The 22,248-nt window shown below is 60.6% G+C and carries 15 protein-coding genes; 12 read left to right on the top strand and 3 right to left on the bottom strand.

All coding sequences use genetic code 11. The features are described 5' to 3' along the window. Window positions 1-148: 148 nt before the first annotated feature. On the bottom strand, window positions 149-1,066 hold the full coding sequence (locus tag ACW9IR_RS14640; protein WP_457463841.1) for a LysR substrate-binding domain-containing protein: 918 nt from the start codon (window positions 1,064-1,066) through the stop codon (window positions 149-151). A gap of 180 nt (window positions 1,067-1,246) precedes the next feature. Between ACW9IR_RS14640 and aspA the strand changes: the two genes are divergently transcribed. The 6 genes from aspA (at window position 1,247) to ACW9IR_RS14610 (ending at window position 13,060) form a co-directional block, all read left to right on the top strand. Then, complete coding sequence (gene aspA, locus ACW9IR_RS14635; protein ID WP_007912102.1) at window positions 1,247-2,671, top strand: aspartate ammonia-lyase; 1,425 nt, start codon at window positions 1,247-1,249, stop codon at window positions 2,669-2,671. A gap of 532 nt (window positions 2,672-3,203) precedes the next feature. Further along, window positions 3,204-4,652: an alanine/glycine:cation symporter family protein gene (locus tag ACW9IR_RS14630; protein WP_457463839.1), complete on the top strand. Its 1,449-nt coding sequence runs from the start codon at window positions 3,204-3,206 to the stop codon at window positions 4,650-4,652. Between the two features lie 182 nt (window positions 4,653-4,834). After that, window positions 4,835-5,839, top strand: coding sequence for an asparaginase (locus ACW9IR_RS14625; protein WP_110718160.1), 1,005 nt, complete (start codon window positions 4,835-4,837; stop codon window positions 5,837-5,839). Between the two features lie 248 nt (window positions 5,840-6,087). Further along, on the top strand, window positions 6,088-7,080 hold the full coding sequence (locus tag ACW9IR_RS14620) for an AraC family transcriptional regulator (RefSeq protein ID WP_457463837.1): 993 nt from the start codon (window positions 6,088-6,090) through the stop codon (window positions 7,078-7,080). Window positions 7,081-7,284: 204 nt separating this feature from the next. Further along, window positions 7,285-8,316 carry a histone deacetylase family protein gene (locus ACW9IR_RS14615; RefSeq protein ID WP_457463835.1) on the top strand — a complete coding sequence of 344 codons (1,032 nt, stop codon included), beginning with the start codon at window positions 7,285-7,287 and terminating at the stop codon, window positions 8,314-8,316. Between the two features lie 130 nt (window positions 8,317-8,446). After that, window positions 8,447-13,060: a dermonecrotic toxin domain-containing protein gene (locus tag ACW9IR_RS14610; protein ID WP_457463834.1), complete on the top strand. Its 4,614-nt coding sequence runs from the start codon at window positions 8,447-8,449 to the stop codon at window positions 13,058-13,060. Here ACW9IR_RS14610 and pdxR read toward each other — a convergent pair. Continuing rightward, window positions 13,017-14,570 (bottom strand): MocR-like pyridoxine biosynthesis transcription factor PdxR, encoded by a 1,554-nt coding sequence (gene pdxR, locus ACW9IR_RS14605; RefSeq protein WP_457463832.1) that lies wholly within the window; start codon window positions 14,568-14,570, stop codon window positions 13,017-13,019. The two genes, ACW9IR_RS14610 and pdxR, sit on opposite strands and share 44 nt — an antisense overlap. A 92-nt stretch (window positions 14,571-14,662) precedes the next feature. Here pdxR and ACW9IR_RS14600 point away from each other — a divergent pair, with 92 nt between their 5' ends. From ACW9IR_RS14600 to ACW9IR_RS14590, 3 genes are read left to right on the top strand one after another with little or no spacing between them, the layout of a single operon-like run. Further along, the gene (locus ACW9IR_RS14600) at window positions 14,663-15,286 is read left to right on the top strand and encodes an FMN-binding negative transcriptional regulator (RefSeq protein WP_077575101.1); all 624 of its coding nucleotides are present in this window, start codon (window positions 14,663-14,665) and stop codon (window positions 15,284-15,286) included. 10 nt (window positions 15,287-15,296) lie between these two features. Beyond that, window positions 15,297-15,743 carry an N-acetyltransferase family protein gene (locus tag ACW9IR_RS14595; protein ID WP_457463829.1) on the top strand — a complete coding sequence of 149 codons (447 nt, stop codon included), beginning with the start codon at window positions 15,297-15,299 and terminating at the stop codon, window positions 15,741-15,743. Window positions 15,744-15,755: 12 nt separating this feature from the next. Beyond that, window positions 15,756-16,427 (top strand): GNAT family N-acetyltransferase, encoded by a 672-nt coding sequence (locus ACW9IR_RS14590; protein WP_150728970.1) that lies wholly within the window; start codon window positions 15,756-15,758, stop codon window positions 16,425-16,427. Window positions 16,428-16,527: 100 nt separating this feature from the next. On the opposite strand, the gene ACW9IR_RS14585 is transcribed toward ACW9IR_RS14590, so the two are convergent. Further along, entirely contained in the window at window positions 16,528-17,427 is a 900-nt protein-coding gene (locus tag ACW9IR_RS14585; protein WP_457463827.1) for a homocysteine S-methyltransferase family protein, read from the bottom strand. Between the two features lie 113 nt (window positions 17,428-17,540). On the opposite strand from ACW9IR_RS14585, the gene ACW9IR_RS14580 reads away from it, so the two are divergent. The 3 genes from ACW9IR_RS14580 to ACW9IR_RS14570 all read left to right on the top strand — a co-directional run bounded on the left by ACW9IR_RS14580 (window position 17,541) and on the right by ACW9IR_RS14570 (window position 22,237). Beyond that, window positions 17,541-18,362, top strand: coding sequence for an ABC transporter substrate-binding protein (locus ACW9IR_RS14580; protein WP_457463825.1), 822 nt, complete (start codon window positions 17,541-17,543; stop codon window positions 18,360-18,362). Further along, entirely contained in the window at window positions 18,359-19,198 is an 840-nt protein-coding gene (locus ACW9IR_RS14575; RefSeq protein ID WP_457463824.1) for an amino acid ABC transporter permease, read from the top strand. The genes ACW9IR_RS14580 and ACW9IR_RS14575 overlap by 4 nt, the downstream gene beginning before the upstream one ends. Window positions 19,199-19,279: 81 nt before the next feature. Next, window positions 19,280-22,237: an autotransporter outer membrane beta-barrel domain-containing protein gene (locus ACW9IR_RS14570; RefSeq protein WP_457463822.1), complete on the top strand. Its 2,958-nt coding sequence runs from the start codon at window positions 19,280-19,282 to the stop codon at window positions 22,235-22,237. Window positions 22,238-22,248 lie beyond the last annotated feature (11 nt).

Genomic DNA, 22,248 nt, shown 5'->3' with positions numbered 1-22,248 from the left:
TTTATTGACCTGAAGGTCAGCGCATAGACATCACACGATCCCTGTGGGAGCTGGCTTGCCAGCGATGGCGTCGCATCAGTAAAAAGCGCGGGGGACTGACCCACCGCAATCGCTGGCAAGCCAGCTCCCACAGGGTTTTTCATCAACCTCAGGCTCCGGTTGTACCTTGTGCAGCACTGCCTTCGAGCTTGCGCCACAGCAGCCGCACGTTGGCCTTGCGCACCAATGCGCAGCGATACAGGCGAATCTCCAACGGCACATGCCATTGCGGGCCACCGCAGACCACCAACTCACCACGCGCCAGCTCAGCACGCACGCTCAACTGCGGCACCCAGGCAATGCCCAAGCCTTCCAGCGCCATGCTTTTCAGGCTGTCGGCCATCGCGGTTTCGTAGATCGTCGTGAAACGCAACTGACGCTGACGCAGCAAACCATTCACCGAACGCCCGAGAAACGCCCCGGCGCTATACGCCAGCAACGGCACGCTCGCATCACCTTCCAGATCGAACAGCGGCTTGCCATCAGCATCCGCCGCGCACACCGGGAGCATTTCCGTCTGACCCAAATGCAGCGAGGGGAAGATTTCCGGATCCATCTGCATCGCCGCATCCGGGTCGTAGAACGCCAGCATCAGATCGCAGCCACCTTCACGCAACGCATGCACCGCATCGCCAACGTTGGTGGCGACCAGTCGCGTGGCGATGTTCAAGCCTTCATTACGCAGTTGCGCGATCCAGCGCGGGAAAAAGCCCAGCGCCAGCGAGTGAGCGGCCGCGACTTGCATCACTTCGCCCTGCCCGCCTTCCAGATGATGCAAATGACGTAGCACTTCACCGAGCTGTTCGACCACCGTGCGCGCCGTCACCAAAAACAGTTGCCCCGCCGCCGTCAGCTCGACCGGCGTGCGCGAGCGATTGACCAGAGTCAGCCCCAGTGCAGCCTCGAGACTGCGAATCCGGCGGCTGAACGCCGGCTGGGTCACGAAGCGCCGTTCGGCTGCTTGCGAGAAGCTGCGGGTGGCGGCCAGAGCACTGAAGTCCTCGAGCCATTTGCTTTCCAGATTCATCACGTCCTCCCGGACACGCACCAAAACGGGTCACACGTCTGCCGCGCACGCGGCGTCACACGGGCATTATGCCGAATGTGCATAGGGCAGTGCTGAACAGCATTGGCCCAAAATTTCCCACAAGCCTAGCATTCGCAGCGTTCCGGCACAGACCGGGTCCATATCGAGATGATTTCTATCATGTCCTCCGCTGCATCTTTCCGCACAGAAAACGACCTGCTTGGCGCCCTCGAAGTACCGGCTCAAGCGTATTACGGCATCCAGACCCTGCGAGCGGTGAACAACTTCCGTCTCTCCGGCGTTCCGATTTCGCATTACCCGAAACTGGTTGTCGGCCTGGCAATGGTCAAACAGGCCGCTGCTGACGCCAACCGCGAGTTGGGTCACCTGAGCGAAGCCAAGCACGCTGCCATCAGCGAAGCCTGTGCCCGATTGATCCGCGGTGATTACCACGAAGAGTTCGTGGTCGACATGATTCAAGGTGGCGCCGGTACTTCCACCAACATGAACGCCAACGAAGTGATCGCCAACATTGCTCTGGAAGCAATGGGTCATCAGAAAGGCGAGTACCAGTACCTGCACCCGAACGACGACGTCAACATGGCGCAGTCGACCAACGACGCTTACCCAACGGCGATCCGCCTGGGTCTGCTGCTCGGTCACGACACCCTGCTGGCCAGCCTCGACAGCCTGATTCAGGCGTTCGCGGCCAAGGGCAAAGAATTCGATCACGTCCTGAAAATGGGCCGTACCCAACTGCAAGACGCCGTGCCGATGACCCTCGGCCAGGAATTCCGTGCCTTCGCCACCACCATGGGCGAGGACCTGGCCCGTCTGAAGACGCTGGCCCCGGAGCTGCTGACTGAAGTGAACCTGGGCGGCACCGCGATCGGTACCGGCATCAACGCCGACCCGCGTTATCAAGCGCTGGCGGTACAGCGTCTGGCCCTGATCAGCGGTCAACCGCTGGTTCCGGCGGCCGACCTGATCGAAGCGACTTCCGACATGGGCGCCTTCGTGCTGTTCTCCGGCATGCTCAAGCGCACCGCGGTGAAGCTGTCGAAGATCTGCAACGACCTGCGCCTGCTGTCCAGCGGCCCACGCACCGGCATTAACGAAATCAACCTGCCAGCGCGTCAGCCAGGCAGCTCGATCATGCCCGGCAAGGTCAACCCGGTGATTCCGGAAGCCGTTAACCAGGTGGCGTTCCAGGTCATCGGTAACGATCTGGCGCTGACCATGGCAGCCGAAGGCGGCCAACTGCAGCTGAACGTTATGGAGCCGCTGATCGCTTTCAAGATCTTCGACTCGATCCGCCTGCTGCAACGCGCCATGGACATGCTGCGCGAGCACTGCATCGTCGGCATCACGGCCAACGAAGCGCGCTGCCGTGAACTGGTCGAGCACTCGATCGGTCTGGTCACCGCACTGAACCCGTACATCGGCTACAAAAACGCCACCCGTATCGCCGGCCTCGCTCTTGAGAGCGGCCGCGGCGTACTGGAACTGGTGCGCGAAGAAGGTCTGCTCGACGAAGCCATGCTCGCCGACATCCTGCGCCCGGAAAACATGATTGCTCCGCGTCTGGTTCCGCTCAAAGCCTGAACCGACGCGTTACTTGTAGCACCGCTCACCAGGTCGAGGGACTAGACACCTCTCACCTTTTGAGGGCTTGGGGATTTAGTCCCCAAGCCCTTTTTTTTAACTTTCTGACCCTGAGACCCGTATGTCTGGGGACTGAACAATGAGGGAGCGAGCCTGCTCGCGAAGACGGCGACACAGTCAAAAACGATGTGTCTGCAATACCGCTTTCGCGAGCAGGCTCGCTCCCACAAAAGAGCAGTTCCCACACAAGCCCGGCGCCGGTAACGCCGGGTGTTTCAAAGCCTCGTTTCGTCGCTTGCACCACTACCGTGCAGACGGGCGCGTCACTGATCGGTATAGTGCCGCCCCTCTTCGCGTGAGCGGTCGTCGGTAACGAGGCCATAACCCATGCGAAACCCGAACTAATAACAAACCCGCGAAATGGAACCGGACGAAACCTTCGCCTCACCCGTCGTGCCGCGCGCACACCGGTGTAACACGATGTTTCTTCCATCCAGTATTTGCTTACACAATAAACAGCGAGGAAAAATCCATGCTCGAAGTCATTAACGACTTCCTCTCAGGGAAAGTACTGATCGTGCTCATTGTCGGGCTCGGTAGCTACTTCACGATTCGCTCGCGTTTCGTTCAATTGCGCCACTTCTTCCACATGTTCGCGGTGTTCCGCGACAGCCTCAAGGGCAGCGCCGGGCAACTCAGCTCGTTCCAGGCCCTGATGCTCAGCCTTGCCGGCCGTGTCGGTGCAGGCAACATCGCCGGTGTCGGCATCGCCGTGACCTTGGGTGGTCCGGGTGCGGTGTTCTGGATGTGGGTGACCGCACTGGTCGGCATGTCCAGCAGCTTCTTCGAGTGCACCCTGGCCCAAGTCTACAAGCGCGCCGATGGCGACGGCCTGTACCGTGGCGGCCCGGCTTACTACATCCAGCACGGCCTGAAACTCAAAGGCATGGCGGTGGTGTTCTCGGTCCTGCTGCTGGTCACCTACGGCTTTGCCTTCATTGGCCTGCAGTCCTACACCGTGACCCACTCGCTGCAGAACGCCTTTGAATTCAACCCACAACACACCGGTATCGTCCTGGCGGTGCTGCTGGCTATCACCTTCATCGGCGGCATCAAGCGTATCGCCTCGGTGTCCGACCTGCTGGTGCCGATCAAGACCCTGGCCTATATCGGCGTGACCCTGTACGTGATCGGTACCCAGATCGAACACGTGCCCGCCATGCTGGAAACCATCTTCAAGAGCGCCTTCGGCCTCGACCCGGCCTTTGGCGGCCTGCTCGGCAGCGCCATCGTCATGGGCGTGAAGCGTGGCGTGTTCGCCAACGAAGCGGGCCTCGGCAGTGCGCCGAACGTCGCCGCCGTGGCCGCCGTGAAGCACCCGGGCGCTCAGGGCGTGGTTCAGGCTTTCAGCGTGTTCCTCGACACTTTCGTGATCTGCACCTGCACCGCGCTGCTGATCCTGCTGTCGGGCTTCTACACCCCGGGCTTCGAAGGTGACGGCATCGTCCTGACCCAGAACTCGCTGGCCGCTGTGGTCGGTGACTGGGGTCGCATGTTCGTCAGCGTCGCGCTGTCGCTGTTCGTCTTCACCTGCATCCTCTACAACTACTACCTGGGCGAAAACAGCCTGCAGTTCCTCACCCGCAACCGCGCCGCGCTGATGATTTTCCGCGGTTTGGTGCTGGCGCTGGTGGTCTGGGGTTCGATGCAGGACCTGTCGACCGTGTTCGCCTTCGCCGACATCACCATGACCTGCCTGGCCTTCGTCAACCTGATCGCCCTGGCCATGCTGTTCAAGGTCGGCATGCGTGTGATGCGCGACTACGACGAGCAGCGCCGCGCCGGGGTCAAACAGCCGGTGTTCGACTCCAGCAAATTTGCTGATCTGGACCTCGACCTGAAAGCCTGGCCGACCAATCCGTCTGCCGCTGTCGGCAAGACTGAAGCCGAGCCGCAAGGCGTACCTGCAGCGCAACGCTGACAGGTGAATGACAGGTGAATGACGGGCGCATCCCCTGCGCCCGTCAGTTATTGTGGTGCAATAACTTGTCGGAGTGAGCCTGCTTGCGATAGCGGTCTTTCAACCAACATCAATGTTGAATGATGAACCGCCATCGCGAGCAGGCTCGCTCCCACAAGGACCTCATCCTTTCGGAGAATCCCATGAATTCGTCGACCTACCCCAGCGCCCAACACGTCATGGTGCTCTACACCGGTGGCACCATCGGTATGCAGGCCAGCGCCAATGGCCTGGCCCCGGCGTCCGGTTTCGAAGCGCGGATGCGCGACTACCTGCACAGCCAGCCTGAGTTGGTGGTGCCGCAGTGGCGCTTCCGTGAAATGTCGCCGCTGATCGACAGCGCCAACATGACCCCGGCCTATTGGCAGCAACTGCGTGAAGCGGTGGTCGATGCCGTGGATGTGCAAGGCTGCGACAGCGTGCTGATCCTGCACGGCACCGACACCCTGGCTTACAGTGCGGCGGCGATGAGTTTCCAGTTGCTCGGCCTGCACGCCCGCGTGTGCTTCACCGGCTCAATGCTGCCGGCCGGCGTTACCGACAGCGATGCCTGGGAAAACCTTGGCGGCGCACTGGTTGCCCTCGGCCAGGGTCTGGCACCGGGCGTCCATCTGTATTTCCACGGCGAACTGCTGGCGCCGACCCGTTGCGCGAAAGTGCGCAGTTTTGGCCGTCATCCGTTCAAGCGTCTGGAGCGTCAGGGCGGCGGTGTCAAAGCGCCTTCGATTCCAGCGTCGTTGAACTACAACCAACCGAAGCAACTGGCCAAGGTCGCCGTGCTGCCGCTATTCCCCGGCATCAGTGCCGAGGTGCTCGACGGACTTCTCGCCAGCGGCATTCAAGGTCTGGTGCTGGAGTGCTACGGCAGCGGTACAGGGCCGAGCGACAACCCTGAGTTTCTGGCAAGCCTTGGCCGTGCGCGGGATAACGGCGTGGTCGTGGTTGCGGTCACGCAGTGTCATGAAGGAGGCGTTGAGCTGGATGTCTACGAGGCTGGCAGTCGTTTGCGCGGTGTTGGCGTGCTGTCCGGCGGCGGCATGACTCGCGAAGCAGCGTTCGGCAAGTTGCATGGGTTGCTGGGTGCAGGGCTGGATACAGGTGATGTCCGCCGGCTGATCGAACTGGACTTGTGTGGTGAGTTGCTCTGAGCAAGGCTCTGGATCGGCCCTCACCCTAGCCCTCTCCCGGAGGGAGAGGGAACTGACCTTAGTGTCTTGCGCTATACGCCGACCTGAAAAAAAGTGTCGATTATGGATTCGGCACAGTTTTTTCACGTCGGCGTATCTCTTCAATATCCCCCAATCGGCCCCCTCTCCCTTTGGGAGAGGGCTGGGGTGAGGGGCTGCTGCGGCATGCAACTTGCTGCGTTCCAGCCATCTCAAGGCTGGAAGATCCCATGCTTCACTCCCACCTCACCACCCTCAACGCTGTCTCGCTGATCCTCAGCACCTTCAAGGCCGAAGGCTTGTCGAGCGAGGCGCTGTTGGCCGGCAGCGGCATCAGTGCGGCAGATTTGCAGCGCGCCGACACCCGTATTACCACCAATCAGGAGATGCAGGTTTGCGCCAATGCCGTCGCGCTCAAGCATGACATCGGCCTGGAACTGGGTCGGCGCATGCACGTTTCCTGCTACGGCATCCTCGGTTACGCGCTGCTTACCTGTGCCACCTTCGGTGACGCTTTGCGTCTGGCGATCCGTTATCCGGCGCTACTGGGAACACTTTTCGAACTGAGTCTGGAAGATGACGGCGAGCGCGTCTGGTTTGTCGCCGCCGACTATCGTGAAAGTCCGGCAATGGCGGTCTTCAACGCCGAGTTCTGTCTCGTTTCACTTAAAGTCATTTGCGACGACTTGCTTGGGCACCCGTTGCCCTTGCTGGCGACGCGGTTCGAGCACGCAGCGCCGGATTATCGCGACAGTTATGCCGAGCACTTCCACAGTGCGCTGCACTTCAGTGCCAAGGACAACGCCTTTGCCTTCGACCGACGCTGGCTCGATCAGCCGCTGCCATTGGCGGACGTCATTACTCATCAAGCCATGGCTGAGCGTTGCCGCAAGCAAAACATTGAGTTCACCGGGCGTCAGGCCTGGCTCGGGCGGATTCGTCAGTTGCTCAGCGCCCAACTGAATGCCGCGCCCGGTCTGGAGGGGCTGGCGCAACAGATGAAATGCTCACCCCGCACTTTGCGCCGGCATCTCAAAGACATGGGCAGCAGCTATCAGGAACTGCTTGATGAATTGCGCTTCGAGCGGGCCAAGCAGATGTTGTGTGAGGATCAGCTACCGATCTACCGCATTGCCGAAACCCTCGGTTTCAGCGAGACCGCCAGCTTCCGCCATGCCTTTGTACGCTGGAGCGGCGTGGCGCCGAGTCAGTTCAGGGCCTGAAGATCAAAAGATCGCAGCCTTCGGCAACTCCTACAGGGATCGGCGTAGGAGCTGCCGAAGGCTGCGATCTTTTGATCCTAAAGGGGCAATTGCGGTCAGTTTTTTTGGCCATATCAGTCCCCTTTTGGCCTTTCCTGCCGTTCTCCGATTCGCCGCGCGCCGCAACACTGACAACAACCGAATCAGCCCTGCGGAGAACAACAAATGCTGACGATCTACTCAGACGATCACCACCTGCACCATGGCCGTTGCGAATTGATCGATGGCCAGCTCAAGCCCTGCTTCGAGATGCCATCGCGCGCCGACCATGTGCTGCAAAGGGTGCAGCAGCAGAACCTCGGCCCGGTCGAGGCGCCCAGGGATTTCGGCCTCGAACCGATTGCCCGTATCCACAGCCGCGACTACCTCGACTTCTTCAAAGGCGCCTGGGAGCGCTGGACCGAATTCAACACCGACGGCGATCTGCTGCCCTACACGTGGCCGGCACGCACGCTACGTGCAATCAAACCGACCAGCCTGCACGGCCAGCTCGGCTATTACAGCTTCGATGGCGGCGCACCGATCACTGCCGGCACCTGGCAAGCAGCGTATAGCGCAGCGCAAGTGGCCTTGACCGCGCAAGCCGAAATCCAGCGCGGCGCGCGCAGTGCCTTTGCGTTGTGCCGGCCACCGGGACACCATGCTGCCAGCGACTTGATGGGCGGCTATTGCTACCTCAACAACGCCGCCATCGCCGCGCAGGCCTTCCTTGATCAGGGCCACCAGAAGGTCGCGATCCTCGACGTCGACTATCACCACGGCAACGGCACCCAGTCGATCTTTTACGAGCGTAGCGACGTGCTGTTCACCTCGATTCACGGCCATCCGGAAGCCGAGTTCCCCTTCTTCCTCGGGTACGAAGATGAACGTGGCGAAGGCGGCGGTGAAGGCTTCAACTTCAACTATCCGCTGCCTGCCGGTTCCGCCTGGGATGTCTGGAGCGCGGCACTGGATCAGGCCTGCAATGAAATCGACAGCTACGGCGCCGACATCATCGTCGTCTCGCTGGGGGTCGACACGTTCAAAGACGATCCGATCTCGCAATTCAAACTCGACAGCCCGGACTATCTGGCAATGGGCAGGCGCATTGCCGCCCTCGGCAAACCCGTACTGTTTGTAATGGAGGGCGGTTACGCGGTGGAAGAAATCGGAATCAACGCAGTGAACGTACTTGAAGGTTTCGAAAGCGCGCAGTAACCCGAAAACAGCTGAGGACCCGCGCTCGCGGGTCTTTTTTTGCCCGCAAGATTTATGTACCGCACACCGCCACGACGCGACCTCTACCTTGCCCTGATATGAATCTCTCTCGTCAGATCAGGAATGGCTCATGCCCGATTTTCCCCTCCCCAATACCATTGATGTAGTGACCCAACTGATGACCGGCCCCTCGTTGCGCGAGGTCGCCTCGAAAACCCTGCAACCGGCACTCAAGACGCTGTATCCGACGCTGAACATTGATCCGCAACAGGCCATGGTGGTGACGCCGTCCTGGCTCTACGAGGGCGGGCGCATCGTCCCCGGCCGCGAGCAGATCGAATCGCTGACCGATGCTCTGGTACGGCTCACGCTGAACGGAACCACCGTGACCTACCTCGATGCAGAACACTTTCTGACGTTGCAGCCCGGCAGACTGGCGATCCAGTTACCGGTAAAGATCGACGCCGTCGGCCGCCTGCTCAACGAACTCGCGCCCCTGATGTTCGTGGCCTTCAAAGAACAACATATTGCTTATTGGGGCGCATTCACCGCTGCGCATCAGCCACGCTGGCAGCAAATGTCGGACGCTCTGCGCAACGTCTGGAATGTCAGCGCCCGCACTGGCTGGGACACCGATCAACTGGCCATGGCTCAGGCTGTTTTCAAGGTCCCGGACAAGCACCAGCGTTTGCCCGCAGACCCCTACAAGACCCGCGCCTGCCTGATTGACCTCGATCAGAGCCAGGTCGCTGACGAAGACAGCAGTCACCTGACCCTGCTGGACAGCGCCGTACTGATCGGCACCGTCGGGCAGCGCACGATGATCCTGACGTATTCAGTGATCCATGGCTTCCAGAGTTTCGATTCGCTGGATGAACTCGGTGAAGCACTGCCGCGCAAGTACTGGCAACGCACCCCTGACCGCGGGCTCAAGTGGCGGCTGGTGGAACCGCAAGGCAACTTCTTCGACCACCAGGCCTGCACTCTGATCGCGCTGGAAGGCGACGCGCTCGGCGAGATCAATTTCTTCGAAGGCCCGACATTCAATCTGCCCTACCCTCACACCGGTCGCCCCCGGCGACCACCGCCAGGCATCAAGCCCCATGTCGACCGTCTGCGCCCGATGCTGCCTGCCTGGCTGGACAACGCCGCGCCCGCCGATCAGGCCGCTTTCAGTCGTTACCTGTTGGACCTGACGGTGTTGCAGCATTCGCACAAGGGTCGGTCGTTTCAGGCACAGGTCGTCAGTCTGCAGACCTTTACTCGCGAGGCCCTGACGCGGCAGATTCTCAAGGAGCATCCGAGCGCGGGCGAGGTGAAAATCGACGACATCGAGATCAGCATCGCCAGTCTTGAGGTTTGGGGCACATTCGTCTTGCCGGGCCAGATTCAAACCAGGAGCCTGTCGCTGACCGAGCTTGCCCTGCAAAACCTGGCAGGTCTGCCGCTGGGCAATAAAACCGTACGCTACAAGGACGACAGTGCTCTGCCGGACTGGATGACCGTGGCTTATGTCGAGCGACTGGTGAGTACCGTCGACATCGGCAAAACCTACCCCGCGCACCTGAAGAAGCTGCTGATTGACGATGCCGTGCAAGCGGCTGCCTTGCAGAAGCTTTACACCGGTCAGTTGGCTCTCGAACTACCGTTGCTAGCACTGCAAAACAAGATTCGTGGAACAGCAGGTATCGACGAGCAGGGTTACCGATACGTGGTCGCCGTCCTTGACGACCGTGCCGAAGCGCGTCAAGTCGATGGGCAAGAGATCGTCATCCGGCCACTGGCGTTCGTAGCCCATCGCACAAGTTCAGCGGCCGACACCGTGACCAACATGTTCGTCATCGGCCCGCGCGACGCAAGCAAGGGCCCCTGCGTGCTTTATCGGCCGCTGTTCGACATGGCACTGATTCAGTACCCCAGTCACGCCAACCTGCTGTATTCGATCCGGCATTCACGACACCTGCGTGAGTCGGTACTGGCCTGGTTGCCGGACGATGTGCGATTCAATTACAGCCAGTTCGTGTTCACCGCTAAATTGCCGTCGGTGTGGACGATCCCGCAACTGTTGGTCAACCCGCTCACCTCAATCGATATGTCCGGCCCCGTTGCTCTGGGCACTGCCGTTATCGAGAGTGACATCCTGACGACCTTGCACACCACCAACGCTCAGGCTGTCATCACTCAAGCCGACCGCCAGTCTGTCTCCAATGCGGAAGCGCGTTGGGCCACACTGAAAAGCGGCGGCTGGATGCTTTTCAATGCAGCACTGCCGTTTCTGGGCCGCAGTGTCGGCACGGCGGCATGGATCTGGCAGATCATGGACGACTTGCAGGAGATCAGCGACGTCGCCAATCAAGAGTCCGGCAAGTTTGCCTGGACGGCGCTGGCCGATATTTTCCTCGCGCTGGGCATGGTGCTCGCTCATCGCGCCGCGGTCGGCGACGCGCCCCCCGCCGAATCAACCTATGTGGAGCCAGAGGAAGAGGCGCAGGCAACAACCCCACGCCCAGCACCGATCAAACCGGTGCGCTTGCCCGACGTCACCCGTACCGAGCTGCCCGCCGCCCATGAATCCTCGGTCAACGCCATGGCCGCGCTACTGCGCTCGCCCCTGGCGCTGAAATCCCTGCTCGACCGTTTCAACGTCGAGAAACCAGAAGGGCTTGGTGATGCCGCCAGTACCGGTCGACATCAACACCTCTATGCACATCAGAACAAATGGTATGCCCCCGTCGGCAAACGCTGGTTTGAGGTCGCGATCAATGACAACGAAGATGTGCAGATCATCGACACGCGTATGCAGTCGCTGATATCCGGCCCCTTACTCACCCGCAGCACCGGCGGTCTATGGGTGGTCGACCTGCGCTTGCGCCTGCGCGGGGGCGGGCTGCGCAATCGCCGCAAGGACGCCAAGAGCAAAAGCGACAGGCAAGCGAAAAAACTGACCATCGACCTCAAGGCTTTCGACTTGACGATGGAGGACAAACAGAACCGACTCGATCAAGCCCACAGCGCAATGCTCTCGGCTCAGCCACAAGCCCTGGCAGCGGCACGCCAGCAGTATCTGGACACCCTCGATGCGCAGAGCAAGGATTACGGCGCGAACATCGAGAAGATCAAGGCATTGAACCTCGCGCAGGACATTCCCAACTATCGCACGACCATGATCCAGCGGTTGGAGATGCAATTGTTTCTTGGCCAGGAGTGGCTCAGCCAGCATTCCACCGACTATCAAACCAATGTAATGACGACGATGGCGATGATTGCGGACGACACCCGCGTCGAGCGGCAGGCCTTTATCCAGGCCTGTGAACAAATGACTGATCAGACCCAGGGCATCATCGACAAGATCGAGTCGGCGCATAGCCGATTCCGCGAGCTCGAACTGCTTGGCAGGGACGCCGTGGAAACCCTGGCCATTTATCGAAAAGCGCTGCCGGCCTACGATTTGAATGATCTCAAGCTGTTGCAGATCAGTCTTGGCCAAGAGATTTGCATCAAGCCCGGCGAAACAGCAATCCGCGCCGATGCGCAGCAGACACTGGAAACGCTTATTGAAGATGCTGCGCTGAATATTCAGAGTTCACTGAACCTGACCGCTGACGAAAGCCTGAGCAATCTGCGCGAAAGAATCGACGCCCTGAGCAATGTCTCGGAACAGTTTGCCGCTGTGGATCAACGCTTTGCCGATTTCGCCGTAGAGTTTCCCGAGCAGATTCAGTCGGCTCGACTGGGGCACGTGCGCACTCGAGTGATCGAGTTCAAGGCGCAAACCGATGTGCGACTGGCGGATCTGCTGCGTAACAAACACTTGCTGGATCCCCAGCCCGGCCCATCGAGGCCGTCTTCGGGCTCGGCCTCCAGCCGAAAAATCATCAAGACCCGATTCAAAGGCACGCTGGTCGGCGAACGAAAAAAGAGTATTGATGGCCACGACACCGACCTGGTTGAAGTGCGCAGCGAACTGACCGGGGTAATCGCTACGTTTCATGAGAAGACGCCGGGGGAGTGGGTCGAACACGGCACGACGCCATCCCCTCCTACCAGACCCAAGGCCAGGCCGAATCTTAAAACCAGCATTGAGGAGGGGCAGGCGTTGATCGATGGCCTGCCTGCGTTCGAACAGCGTACCGAGGCCCGCATCAAACGCGCGCAACGAATTCCGGTCGAGATTGAAGAGGCCTTTCATAATCATGCTGCCCGCCTGCGCAAGGCCAACGCGGCGATCGATGAAGCGTTGACGGCAAGCAATCTCACTGCCGGCTCGTCACCCGGGACGGAAACCCTCGGTCACGCCCTCAACGATGCCGCGACCCGTCTTTACGAAAAAGGCACCAGCCTGCGCATCAACATGATCAAACAGCAACCGCCCACGGCCGCAGGGGTTGAGTGGCTGAAAAGCCAACGTGAAGTAAACATCACCAAAACCGTTACTCGACGCAGGCTGAAAAAACACGCCAACGACTTTCTCGACGAATACGAAGTACGCGATGCGAAAACCGACAAGGTCCTGTGCTATGCGCACTTTCACTATCAAAGTGTCGACGCCCCGCTGACACCCATCGGCGCCGCACACATGAAAACCGTGGCACAGCGTCGCCTCGGTGGTGCATATGACTTGCGCGGCTTGAACAATCAGCAAGTGATCGAAATTCATCGCAGCGAGATTCTTTCAAGCCAACTGGCCGAAAGCGTGTTCTTCACGCCCGCCAAGCCTGATGTAACCGGGTCAGCGCCGCTTTGATCGCCGGCTCAGGGACAGCGGCAAAACCCAGCACCAGCCCGGCACGCTGGTCCAGAGGCGTGGTGGAATCGGGCAGCCAGTAGCTGCTCAAGCCGTTGATCTCAACATCGACACGAGCAGCTTGCGCGATCAACTGCTGCTCGCGTTCGATGCTGTCAACGGCCACGGTCAGATGCAGCCCGGCCGATACCGCGGGTAAATCGCCCACACCGGCAATGGCTGCCGGCCAACCGTCGAGCAAAGTGTTGCGACGGCTCAGGGCGGCGCGGCGCATGCGCCGGATATGCCGCTGGAAATGCCCGGCCGCCATGAACTCGGCCATCACGGCCTGGGTACTCACCTCGGAATGCCGGACATCCACCGCCCGGCGTTGCGAGAACGCATCGACCAGCGCCGGGGGCAGAACCAGGTAACCGAGGCGCAATGCCGGGAACGCGACCTTGCCGAAAGTGCCGACATACAGCACGCGTCCCTGTCGATCGAGTGCCGCCAACGGTGCCAGTGGTGCACCGGTGTAGCGGTACTCGCCATCGTAGTCGTCCTCGACGATCCAGCCTTGGCAGCGCTCGGCCCAGGCGAGCAGTTCGAGACGTCGCGCCAGGCTCATCACCACGCCGGTCGGGTATTGATGCGAGGGCGTGACATACGCCACCCGACAATCCCCGGTGGCCGCCAACGCCGAGCAATCCATGCCCTCTTCGTCCACGGCAATCCCGTGCAAACGAGCGCCCGCCACGGCGAACGCATGACCGGCCGCGCGGTAGCCCGGATTCTCGATCGCCACAGCATCGCCCGGCTCCACCAGCAACTGTGCACAAAGGCTTATGCCCTGCTGTGCGCCGCTGGTGATCACAATTTGCTCAGGTGAGCACTGCATGCCGCGCGAACTGCGCAAATAGGCGGCGATCATTGCACGCAGGCGCGCGTCGCCGGACGGGTCGCCGTAACACAGTTGCTCCAGATCCGGTTTACGCCAGAAAGCCGCATTCAGCTTGGCCCACACCTCAAACGGGAACAGATCAAACGCCGGAACACCGACCCTGAATGCTCGCGGCGGACCACTCGGTGGCCGGGCCAAATGGTTCTTTTCGATGCGCGAAAAACTATCGCTGTGGATAACTTTACTGGATGGAATCACAGGTAAATCCAGCCAATTTGTGGATAAGGCTGTGGGTAAGCCTGTTGAAAACCCTGTGGATACTTTTGTGGATAATTTTTTCGCAGAACTCACTACCGGCATCAGTTGTGCGACGTAGGTGCCATCCCCTACCCGCCCTTCGATAAAGCCTTCGGCATACAGTTGATCGTAGGCGCGCACCACGCTGTTGCGGGAGATCCCCAACGCCGCCGCCAGATCGCGACTGGCCGGTAACCGCGTACCACTCGCCAGCCGTCCATCCAGTACCCGCAGGCGCAACGCCTGATAGAGCTGGCGACTCAAACCCTGGCGGCGATCAAGCTCGATACCGGCAGGGTTGAATGGCATGGACATCGTTGGCGAATCGGACATGACAATGGACCTATGAAATTGGTCATCAATGGCTCTTACAACAGACCAATAGCCTGCCTACGATGCAGGCATTCGCCAAGGAAAATCTGTCCATGTACACGCCACGCGCCTTTGCCATCGAAGACCTGCCCCAACTGCACGAACTGATTCTCGCCACCCGCCTCGCCATTCTGGTGACCCATGGCGAAAACGGCCTGCAAGCCAGCCATGTGCCGGTGCTGCTGCATTGCGAGCAAGGCGAGTACGGCACGCTGTACGGGCACCTGGCCCGCGCCAATCCACAGTGGAAAGACTTGCGCGACGGCGCCGAAGCCATGCTGATCTTCGCTGGCGCCGATGCCTACGTCAGCCCGGGTTTTTACCCGAGCAAGGCCGAGCACGGCAAAGTCGTGCCGACCTGGAACTACATCGCCGTGCACGCCTATGGCCACGCCGAAACCTTCAGCGATGGTGGGCGTTTGCTCGACATCGTCAGTACCCTCACCGACCGTCATGAGGCCGGCCGCGCCCAGCCGTGGTCAGTCGCCGATGCGCCCGCCGATTACATCGACGGCATGCTCAAAGCGATTGTCGGTTTTGCCATTCCCATCGACCGCCTCGAAGGCAAGCGCAAACTCAGCCAGAACCGCAGCGCCGAAGACATTGCCGGCGTGCGCGAAGGCCTCGCAGCCAGCCCGGAAATCAATGATCAAACCCTCGCCCGATTGATGCGCTAAGGAAATTCCCATGAGTCAGATCGATATTCGCCCGGTCAGCGCCGACGACCACGCCGCCTGGCTGCCGCTGTGGCAGGCCTACCTGCGTTTCTACAACACCGAACTGCCGGAAGCTGTGACGGCAAGCACCTGGCAGCGTTTCCTCGATCCGAGCGAACCAACCCACGCGGCATTGGCCTGGGCCGACGGTAAAGCCGTGGGCATGGTGCATTACATCTACCATCGCTCGAACTGGAGCATCGAAAACTCCTGCTACCTTCAAGACCTGCTGGTGATACCCGAAACCCGTGGCACCGGCGTCGGCCGTCTGTTGATCGAACACGTTTACGCCACGGCCAAGGCTGACGGCTGCTGCAAAGTGCACTGGCTGACCCACGAAACCAACGCCACCGCGATCCAGCTCTACGAGCGCATCGCTGAACGCCCGGGCTTCATCCAGTTTCGCAAAGCCATTTAAGGAGACGCACGCATGACCGCATCACTCGCTGACTGGAAAGGCGTCCCTGCCCCTAGCGCCACACTGCTCGAAGGCCGCTTCATTCGCCTGGAACGACTCGACCCGGCACGTCACGGTGACCAACTGTTCGCCGCCCTCGAAGGCCCCGGTGCCGATCCGAAACTCTGGGATTACTTGCCCTACGGCCCGTTCCCGGAACGCAGCGTTTTCGACGCTTGGCTGAACAACCACGCGGCCGCCAGCGACCCGTATTTCTTCAGCGTCGTTGATCGCGCCAGCGGTCAGGTACAAGGCATCCTTAGCCTGATGTCGATCGTCCCGGCCCAGGGCCGTATCGAAATCGGCCACGTCACCTTCGGCGCGCCAATGCAGCGCTCGCCGAGAAGCACCGAAGCGGTGTACCTGCTGGCCAAACACTCCTTCGACCTCGGCTACCGCCGCCTCGAATGGAAATGCAACAACGGCAACGCCCGCTCCAAATACGCCGCAGAACGTCTGGGCTTCAGCTTCGAAGGCGTGTTCCGCCAGCATATGGTGGTCAAGGGGCAGAACCGCGATACCGCGTGGTACTCGATTCTGGATAGCGAGTGGCCGACGATTGCGGCAGGTTTCGAGCGGTGGCTGTCGGATGAAAATCAGACGCCCGACGGGCAGGTCAAAGGCTTGGTTGAATGCCGATCGTGATTATCTAAAAAGCAAAAAATCGCAGCCTGCGGCAGCTCCTACACGGGATTGACGTTCACCCTGTAGGAGATGCCGCAGGCTGCGATCTTCTGATCTGTTTTCAGCCCAGCTTTTGCGCAAGCACCGCAATGTGCTCCGGCCCGATCCCGCAGCACCCGCCCAAATGGCTGGCACCGCGCTGCTGCCAGTCAATCGCCCAATGCAGGTAACCCGGCGGATCCAGATCCTCGCGCAGCGGGTCGAGTCCGTCATTGGCGGTAGCCTCTTTTGGCTGCGGCGGAAACGCATTGGCGTAAGCACCGATGTGAATCTTCACCCCCAGACGCTCGAAGGTTTCACGCGCGGCATCAATCGCGGCACCGATCACTTCCGGCTGACTGCAATTGAACAGCAACGTCTCGACGCCCAACTCAGCCGCCACCGCAGCCGCTTCGGCGACAGGCTCTCCAGAGCGCAGGCGCGGCACTTCATCGGTGTCTTCGTCCTTCAAGGTGAACGACAACCAGAACGGTTTGCCATCCTTCGGCAACCCGGCGTGAATGGCTCGCGCCTCGATGATCGAACTCTGGGTTTCCGCCAGCCACAGATCAACGTGCGGTGCCAGGCCATTGACCAAGGGCGTCAGTAACTCGGTTACTCGTGCGGCCTCGAACAGATCCGGACGATAGGAGCCAAACAGCGGCGGCAATGAGCCGGCCACCCGCACGGATTTTCCCGAGGCCTGCACCGCACGCCGCGCCAGCTCACCGGCCAACGCGGCCAGCGCCTGCCCTTCGGCGGCGAAACGTTCTTCGCCAATATGGAACGGCACCACGGCGTAACTGTTGGTGGTAATCACATTGGCGCCACTGGCGATATAAGCGGCATGCACCCCCTCAACCGCTTGCGGCGCCTCGCTCAACGCCAGCGCCGACCACTCCGGCTGACGAAATGGCGCCCCGGCGCGCTGCAACTCACGGCCCATGCCGCCATCGAGAATAATCGTGCTGCCTGCGCCCATATGCTTTTCACTCATATGCTTATGAAAATAACTCACTATCAGAGTCGTTCTTATAACTATTTAATACGCACCATTCCGTTAAAAACAACCTCTTTTTTACCCAGGGATCGACTGTGAAATTTCAACCGCTACTGGCCCTGGGCCTGACGATTCTGGCCGCCTCCACTCAAGCCTTTGCTGGCGCCACGCTGGATCGTATCGAGCAGAAAAAAGAGCTGGTCGGTGTGCTGATGGAAAGCTATCCACCGTTCTCGTTTCTCAATGACCAGAACCAGCTCGATGGCTTCGACGTGGACGTCGCCAAAGCAGTGGCTGACAAGTTGGGTGTCAAGCTGCGACTCGAAACGCCGTCGTGGGACGTCATTGCCGCCGGCCGCTGGAGCGGGCGTTACGATATCTGCATCTGCTCGATGACGCCGAGCAAGGCCCGCGCCGAAGTGTTCGATTTCCCGGTCGAGTACTACGCTTCTCCAGCGGTGATCGTGGTCAACGCCAAGGATGATCGGATTCACGATGCCAAGGATTTGAGTGGTAAAAAAGTCGGCCTCACCAGCGCATCCAGTTACGAAAGCTATCTGAACAAGAATCTGGTTATCGAAGGTGCCGAAGACACTCAGTTGCAGTACCCGTTCGAAGACGTGCAGATCGCGCCATACGATACCGACAACGTCGCCTTCCAGGACTTGGGCCTGGGCGCCGGCGTGCGCCTGGATGCAATCCTCACCAACCTCGTCACCGCGCAACCACGTCTGAACCAGGACAAACGCTTCAAACTGGCCGGCGCGCCGCTGTACTCGGAGCCGAACTCGGTGGCCATCGAAAAGGGTGACGCGCAATGGGATGCCAAAGTGCGCGAGGTGTTCGCGCAACTGAAACAGGACGGCACCCTGAGCAAGCTGTCGCAAAAATGGATCGGCGCTGATATCAGCCAATGACTTCTTTCCCGACGCCTCCCCAGCCACCGCAACCGGTGGCTGAAACACGCCTGCAACGGATGTTCGGTTTTCGTACGCGGCTGTACCTGACCTGGGCAACGCTGTTCTGCCTGTTCGCCGGGTTCTTCCTGAGCTTCGACCTGAAGTTCTCGATCATCCTCGACAAACTGCCCAATCTGGTCGGCCTGCACCTGGCGCCCAACGGCTTTTTGCAGGGCGCGGCGCTGACGCTTTTCCTCTGCGTGTGCTCGATTGTCGCCTCGTCCCTGCTGGGCTTTATCACGGCATTGGCACGCCTGTCGAAAAGCGCCGTGGCGTTCGGCATTGCCAGTTTTTACACCTCGTTCTTTCGCGGCACGCCACTGCTCATCCAGATTTTGCTGATCTACCTGGGCTTGCCGCAATTGGGCATCGTGCCTGGCGCCATCGTCGCCGGAATCATCGCCCTGTCGTTGAACTACGGCGCCTATCTCAGCGAGATCTTCCGCGCTGGCATCCTCGGGGTCGACCACGGCCAGCGCGAAGCTTCGCTGGCCTTGGGTATGCGCGAGACGGTGATTTTCTGGCGCATCACTCTGCCGCAAGCCATGCGCACGATCATCCCGCCCACGACCAACCAGTTCATCTCGATGCTCAAGGACTCGTCACTGATTTCGGTGATGGGCGTCTGGGAAGTGATGTTTCTCGCTCAGTCTTATGGGCGCTCAAGCTACCGCTACATCGAAATGCTCACGACGGCGGCGATCATTTACTGGCTGATGTCGATTGGCCTGGAGTTGATTCAGGCGCGCATGGAGCGGCATTACGGCAAGGCTTACGTGCGTCGCGATCACTAACTCATCACTTCGAAGACATCATTCTGTAAAAACCCTTCGCTATACAGGACGGCCCGCTTATAACAAAAAGGCCGTCCGACCATGCCGTTTCCGCCCCAGCGTCTGTCCCTCGCCATTGCTCTGTTGATCAGCGCCACGGCAGCCCACGGCAAAACCGTGCAGATCGACACCGCCACCACTGCAGCGCAAACCCTGGGTGGCAGCGATACGTTGACGATTTCCGCGCCGGGCAGCATCACCAACAGCGGCAAGGCCGTGAGCCTGAAAGACAAGACCAGTGGGGCGGGTGTGGTGATCGATAACGCCGGCAAAATCATTTCCACCGGCGGCCGGGCCATCGACAGCAGCGGCGACCTGAGCCAGGCGCGCAACTACAAGATCTACAACCGCAGCGGCGGGCAGATTCTCGGCGCCAACGATGCTTTGCGCATCGACAGCAATTTCGTCAGCGGCAGTTTGGTGATCGACAACAGCGGCGTGATTCGCTCCACCACCGGCCAGGGTCTGGACCTCGATGCGCTGCGCAGTGATGGCGTGAAGACCACCATTATCAATCGCGCCGGCGGGCTGATTCGCGGCGACGCCAGTGACGGCATGAAGACCGGCGCCAACGCAAGCATTACCAACTACGGCGAGATTTCCACCGGCGATTCGCACAACGCCGACGAGAAATTCGACGGCATCGATATCGATTCCGCGAGCGGTGTCAGCGTGACCAACTACGGGGTAATTTCCGGTGGCCGCCATGGCATCACCACTGATCTCGGCGCGACGCTGATCAACTACGGGCAGATCACCGGCCGCAATGGTTCCGGCTTCGGTTCCGACGGCGATGGCACGGTGATTAACCACGGCACCATCACCGGCGCTTACTCAGGCTTGCAAGCGAACGGTGACGGCGATGGCGTGGACATCGACAAGATCGCCCACATCGAAAACTACGGGACGATTCAGGGCGTCGGTGCGGGCGGTGTCGACAAGGGCGGTTTCGCTAACGGCAGTGAAGGTATCGCGCTGGGTGGCGGTTACATCCTCAACGCCAACAACGCTTTGATCAGCGGTGCCGACAGCGCCATTCTGGTCGACGATGGCAGTGGCGGTTCGGGGCTGGCGGCGACCACTCTGGAAAACTTCGGCACCATTCAAGGCCTCAACGGTTTCGGCGTGAAGCTCGTCGGCGAGTTCGCCGACAACGTCATCAACGGCGGCACAATCAGTGGCAGCAATGGCCTGGCGCTGGATCTGGGTGGCGGCAACGACAGCCTGACCCTGCGCAACGGCAGTCGCTTTGTCGGCCTGGTGGATGGCGGCAGCGGGTACGACCGGGTGGTGATGGGCGATGCGGCCGGTGGCAGCTTCGGCGCCAGTCGCAACTTCGAATGGCTGGAGGTCGAACAAGGTGCGTGGACGCTCACCGGCAGCGGCGACTTCAGTGACGGTGGCGCGGTGCGCGACGGTGCCACACTGGTCAACCAGGGCAGCATCGCCGGCAACCTGACCGTGGATGCCGGCGGTGTATATGCCGGGGGCGGTTCGGTGGGCAGCCTGACTGTCAACGGCACATTGCGCACCGATACCCGCCTCGGTCGCGCAACCATCGTTCGCGATTTGAACATGGCCAGCACAGCCACCCTCGCTTACGGCGTCAACGCCGACGGCAGCAGCGCGCCGGTACAGGTCGGCGGCATCGCCAATCTCAACGGCGCAACGCTCGCAGTGAATCCCGGCAGCGGCACGTATCCATGGCAGAGCCACTACACCGTGCTGCAAGCGGCGCAGGTCAACGGCACTTTCGGCAAAGTCAGCAGCGACTACGCATTCCTGACGCCGACCCTCGCCTACACGCCTACCCAGGTTGACCTGACCTACACTCGCAACGACGTGGCTTTCAATGAATTCGCCACGACCGGCAACGGCACAAACGCCGCCAACAGCCTCGCCTCAATCGGCAAAAACAGTGCGCTGTACAACGCCTTGCTCAATACCAGCCAAAGCAGCGCTGGCGCGGCGATCGAGCAACTGGCCGGTGCCAGCAACGCCAACCTGACCAGCGCCACACTCGGCGCCAGCAGTCAGGTCGGCAGCAGCATGCTCTCGGCGATGCAGCAAATGGGCGGCAGCCCGGGACTGCTGGTCGGTCTCGATCAACGCGACACACCCGTGCTGGCAGCCAATGGCGTGCCGTCCGAGGCGCGCAACCTGAATGACCCGAACGCACGCGGCCGCCTCTGGCTGCAAGGCATTGGCGGCTACGGCAAACTCGATGGCGAGCACGGCAGCAGTGGTCTGGAGCAACGCACCAAGGGCAGCGTGCTGGGCGCCGACTGGTCACTGAATCCGGCATGGCGCCTGGGCGTACTGGGCGGTTATTCGAAAACCGATCTGGACGCGACCGGCGTCGACGGCAACGTCGAGAGCTGGCACGCCGGTGTCTACGCGTTACATCAAAACGGCCCGATCTCGCTGCGTCTCGGCGCGGCGTACAGCGGCCATCAGGGCGAAAGCAAACGCACCATCGCCTTCAATGGTTTCAGCGACCGACCGAAAGGCGACTACGACGCCGATAGCCAGCAAGCCTTCGCCGAACTCGGCTATGCCATGGGCAGTGGCCGGCTCAGCGCCGAGCCGTTCGCCAGCCTCGGTTATCAGCGCTACCACCGCGACAGCTACCAGGAAAAAGGTGGCGCCGCCGCGCTGCAAGTCGACCGCCAGACCCAGGACAACTTCAGCAGTACCTTCGGCCTGCGCCTGGCGCACCTGAGCAGCCTCGACAATGGCATGAGCGTAACGCCGCGCATGGCCGCTGGCTGGAAACACACCTACGGCGATGTCAGCAACTCGACGCGTCAGGCGTTTGTGACTGGCGGCACGGCGTTCAGTGTCGATGGCAGCTCGCTGGATCGTGACAGCCTGGTGCTGGAGGCCGGGCTGGATGTGGGGATTTCTGCGCGGCATACCTTGGGTGTGGGATACAGCGGTGAGATCGGCAGCAACAGTCGTAATCACGGGCTGATCGGGCAATGGCAGATGAGTTTTTGAGGTTGAACAGG

It is taken from the genome of Pseudomonas sp. SDT291_1_S447 (assembly GCF_054070155.1).
The sequence above is the reverse complement of the archived record's forward strand: the minus strand, read 5'-3'. Positions and strand labels throughout refer to the sequence as shown.

Coding starts and splice junctions, on each gene's coding strand:
- ACW9IR_RS14600 (WP_077575101.1), top strand. CDS start 14,663: ATGTACACGCCACGCGCCTTTGCCATCGAAGACCTGCCCCAACTGCAC.
- ACW9IR_RS14590 (WP_150728970.1), top strand. CDS start 15,756: ATGACCGCATCACTCGCTGACTGGAAAGGCGTCCCTGCCCCTAGCGCC.
- ACW9IR_RS14615 (WP_457463835.1), top strand. CDS start 7,285: ATGCTGACGATCTACTCAGACGATCACCACCTGCACCATGGCCGTTGC.
- ACW9IR_RS14595 (WP_457463829.1), top strand. CDS start 15,297: ATGAGTCAGATCGATATTCGCCCGGTCAGCGCCGACGACCACGCCGCC.
- aspA (WP_007912102.1), top strand. CDS start 1,247: ATGTCCTCCGCTGCATCTTTCCGCACAGAAAACGACCTGCTTGGCGCC.
- ACW9IR_RS14640 (WP_457463841.1), bottom strand. CDS start 1,066: ATGAATCTGGAAAGCAAATGGCTCGAGGACTTCAGTGCTCTGGCCGCC.
- ACW9IR_RS14610 (WP_457463834.1), top strand. CDS start 8,447: ATGCCCGATTTTCCCCTCCCCAATACCATTGATGTAGTGACCCAACTG.
- ACW9IR_RS14570 (WP_457463822.1), top strand. CDS start 19,280: ATGCCGTTTCCGCCCCAGCGTCTGTCCCTCGCCATTGCTCTGTTGATC.
- ACW9IR_RS14585 (WP_457463827.1), bottom strand. CDS start 17,427: ATGGGCGCAGGCAGCACGATTATTCTCGATGGCGGCATGGGCCGTGAG.
- ACW9IR_RS14625 (WP_110718160.1), top strand. CDS start 4,835: ATGAATTCGTCGACCTACCCCAGCGCCCAACACGTCATGGTGCTCTAC.
- ACW9IR_RS14575 (WP_457463824.1), top strand. CDS start 18,359: ATGACTTCTTTCCCGACGCCTCCCCAGCCACCGCAACCGGTGGCTGAA.
- ACW9IR_RS14620 (WP_457463837.1), top strand. CDS start 6,088: ATGCTTCACTCCCACCTCACCACCCTCAACGCTGTCTCGCTGATCCTC.
- pdxR (WP_457463832.1), bottom strand. CDS start 14,570: ATGTCCGATTCGCCAACGATGTCCATGCCATTCAACCCTGCCGGTATC.
- ACW9IR_RS14630 (WP_457463839.1), top strand. CDS start 3,204: ATGCTCGAAGTCATTAACGACTTCCTCTCAGGGAAAGTACTGATCGTG.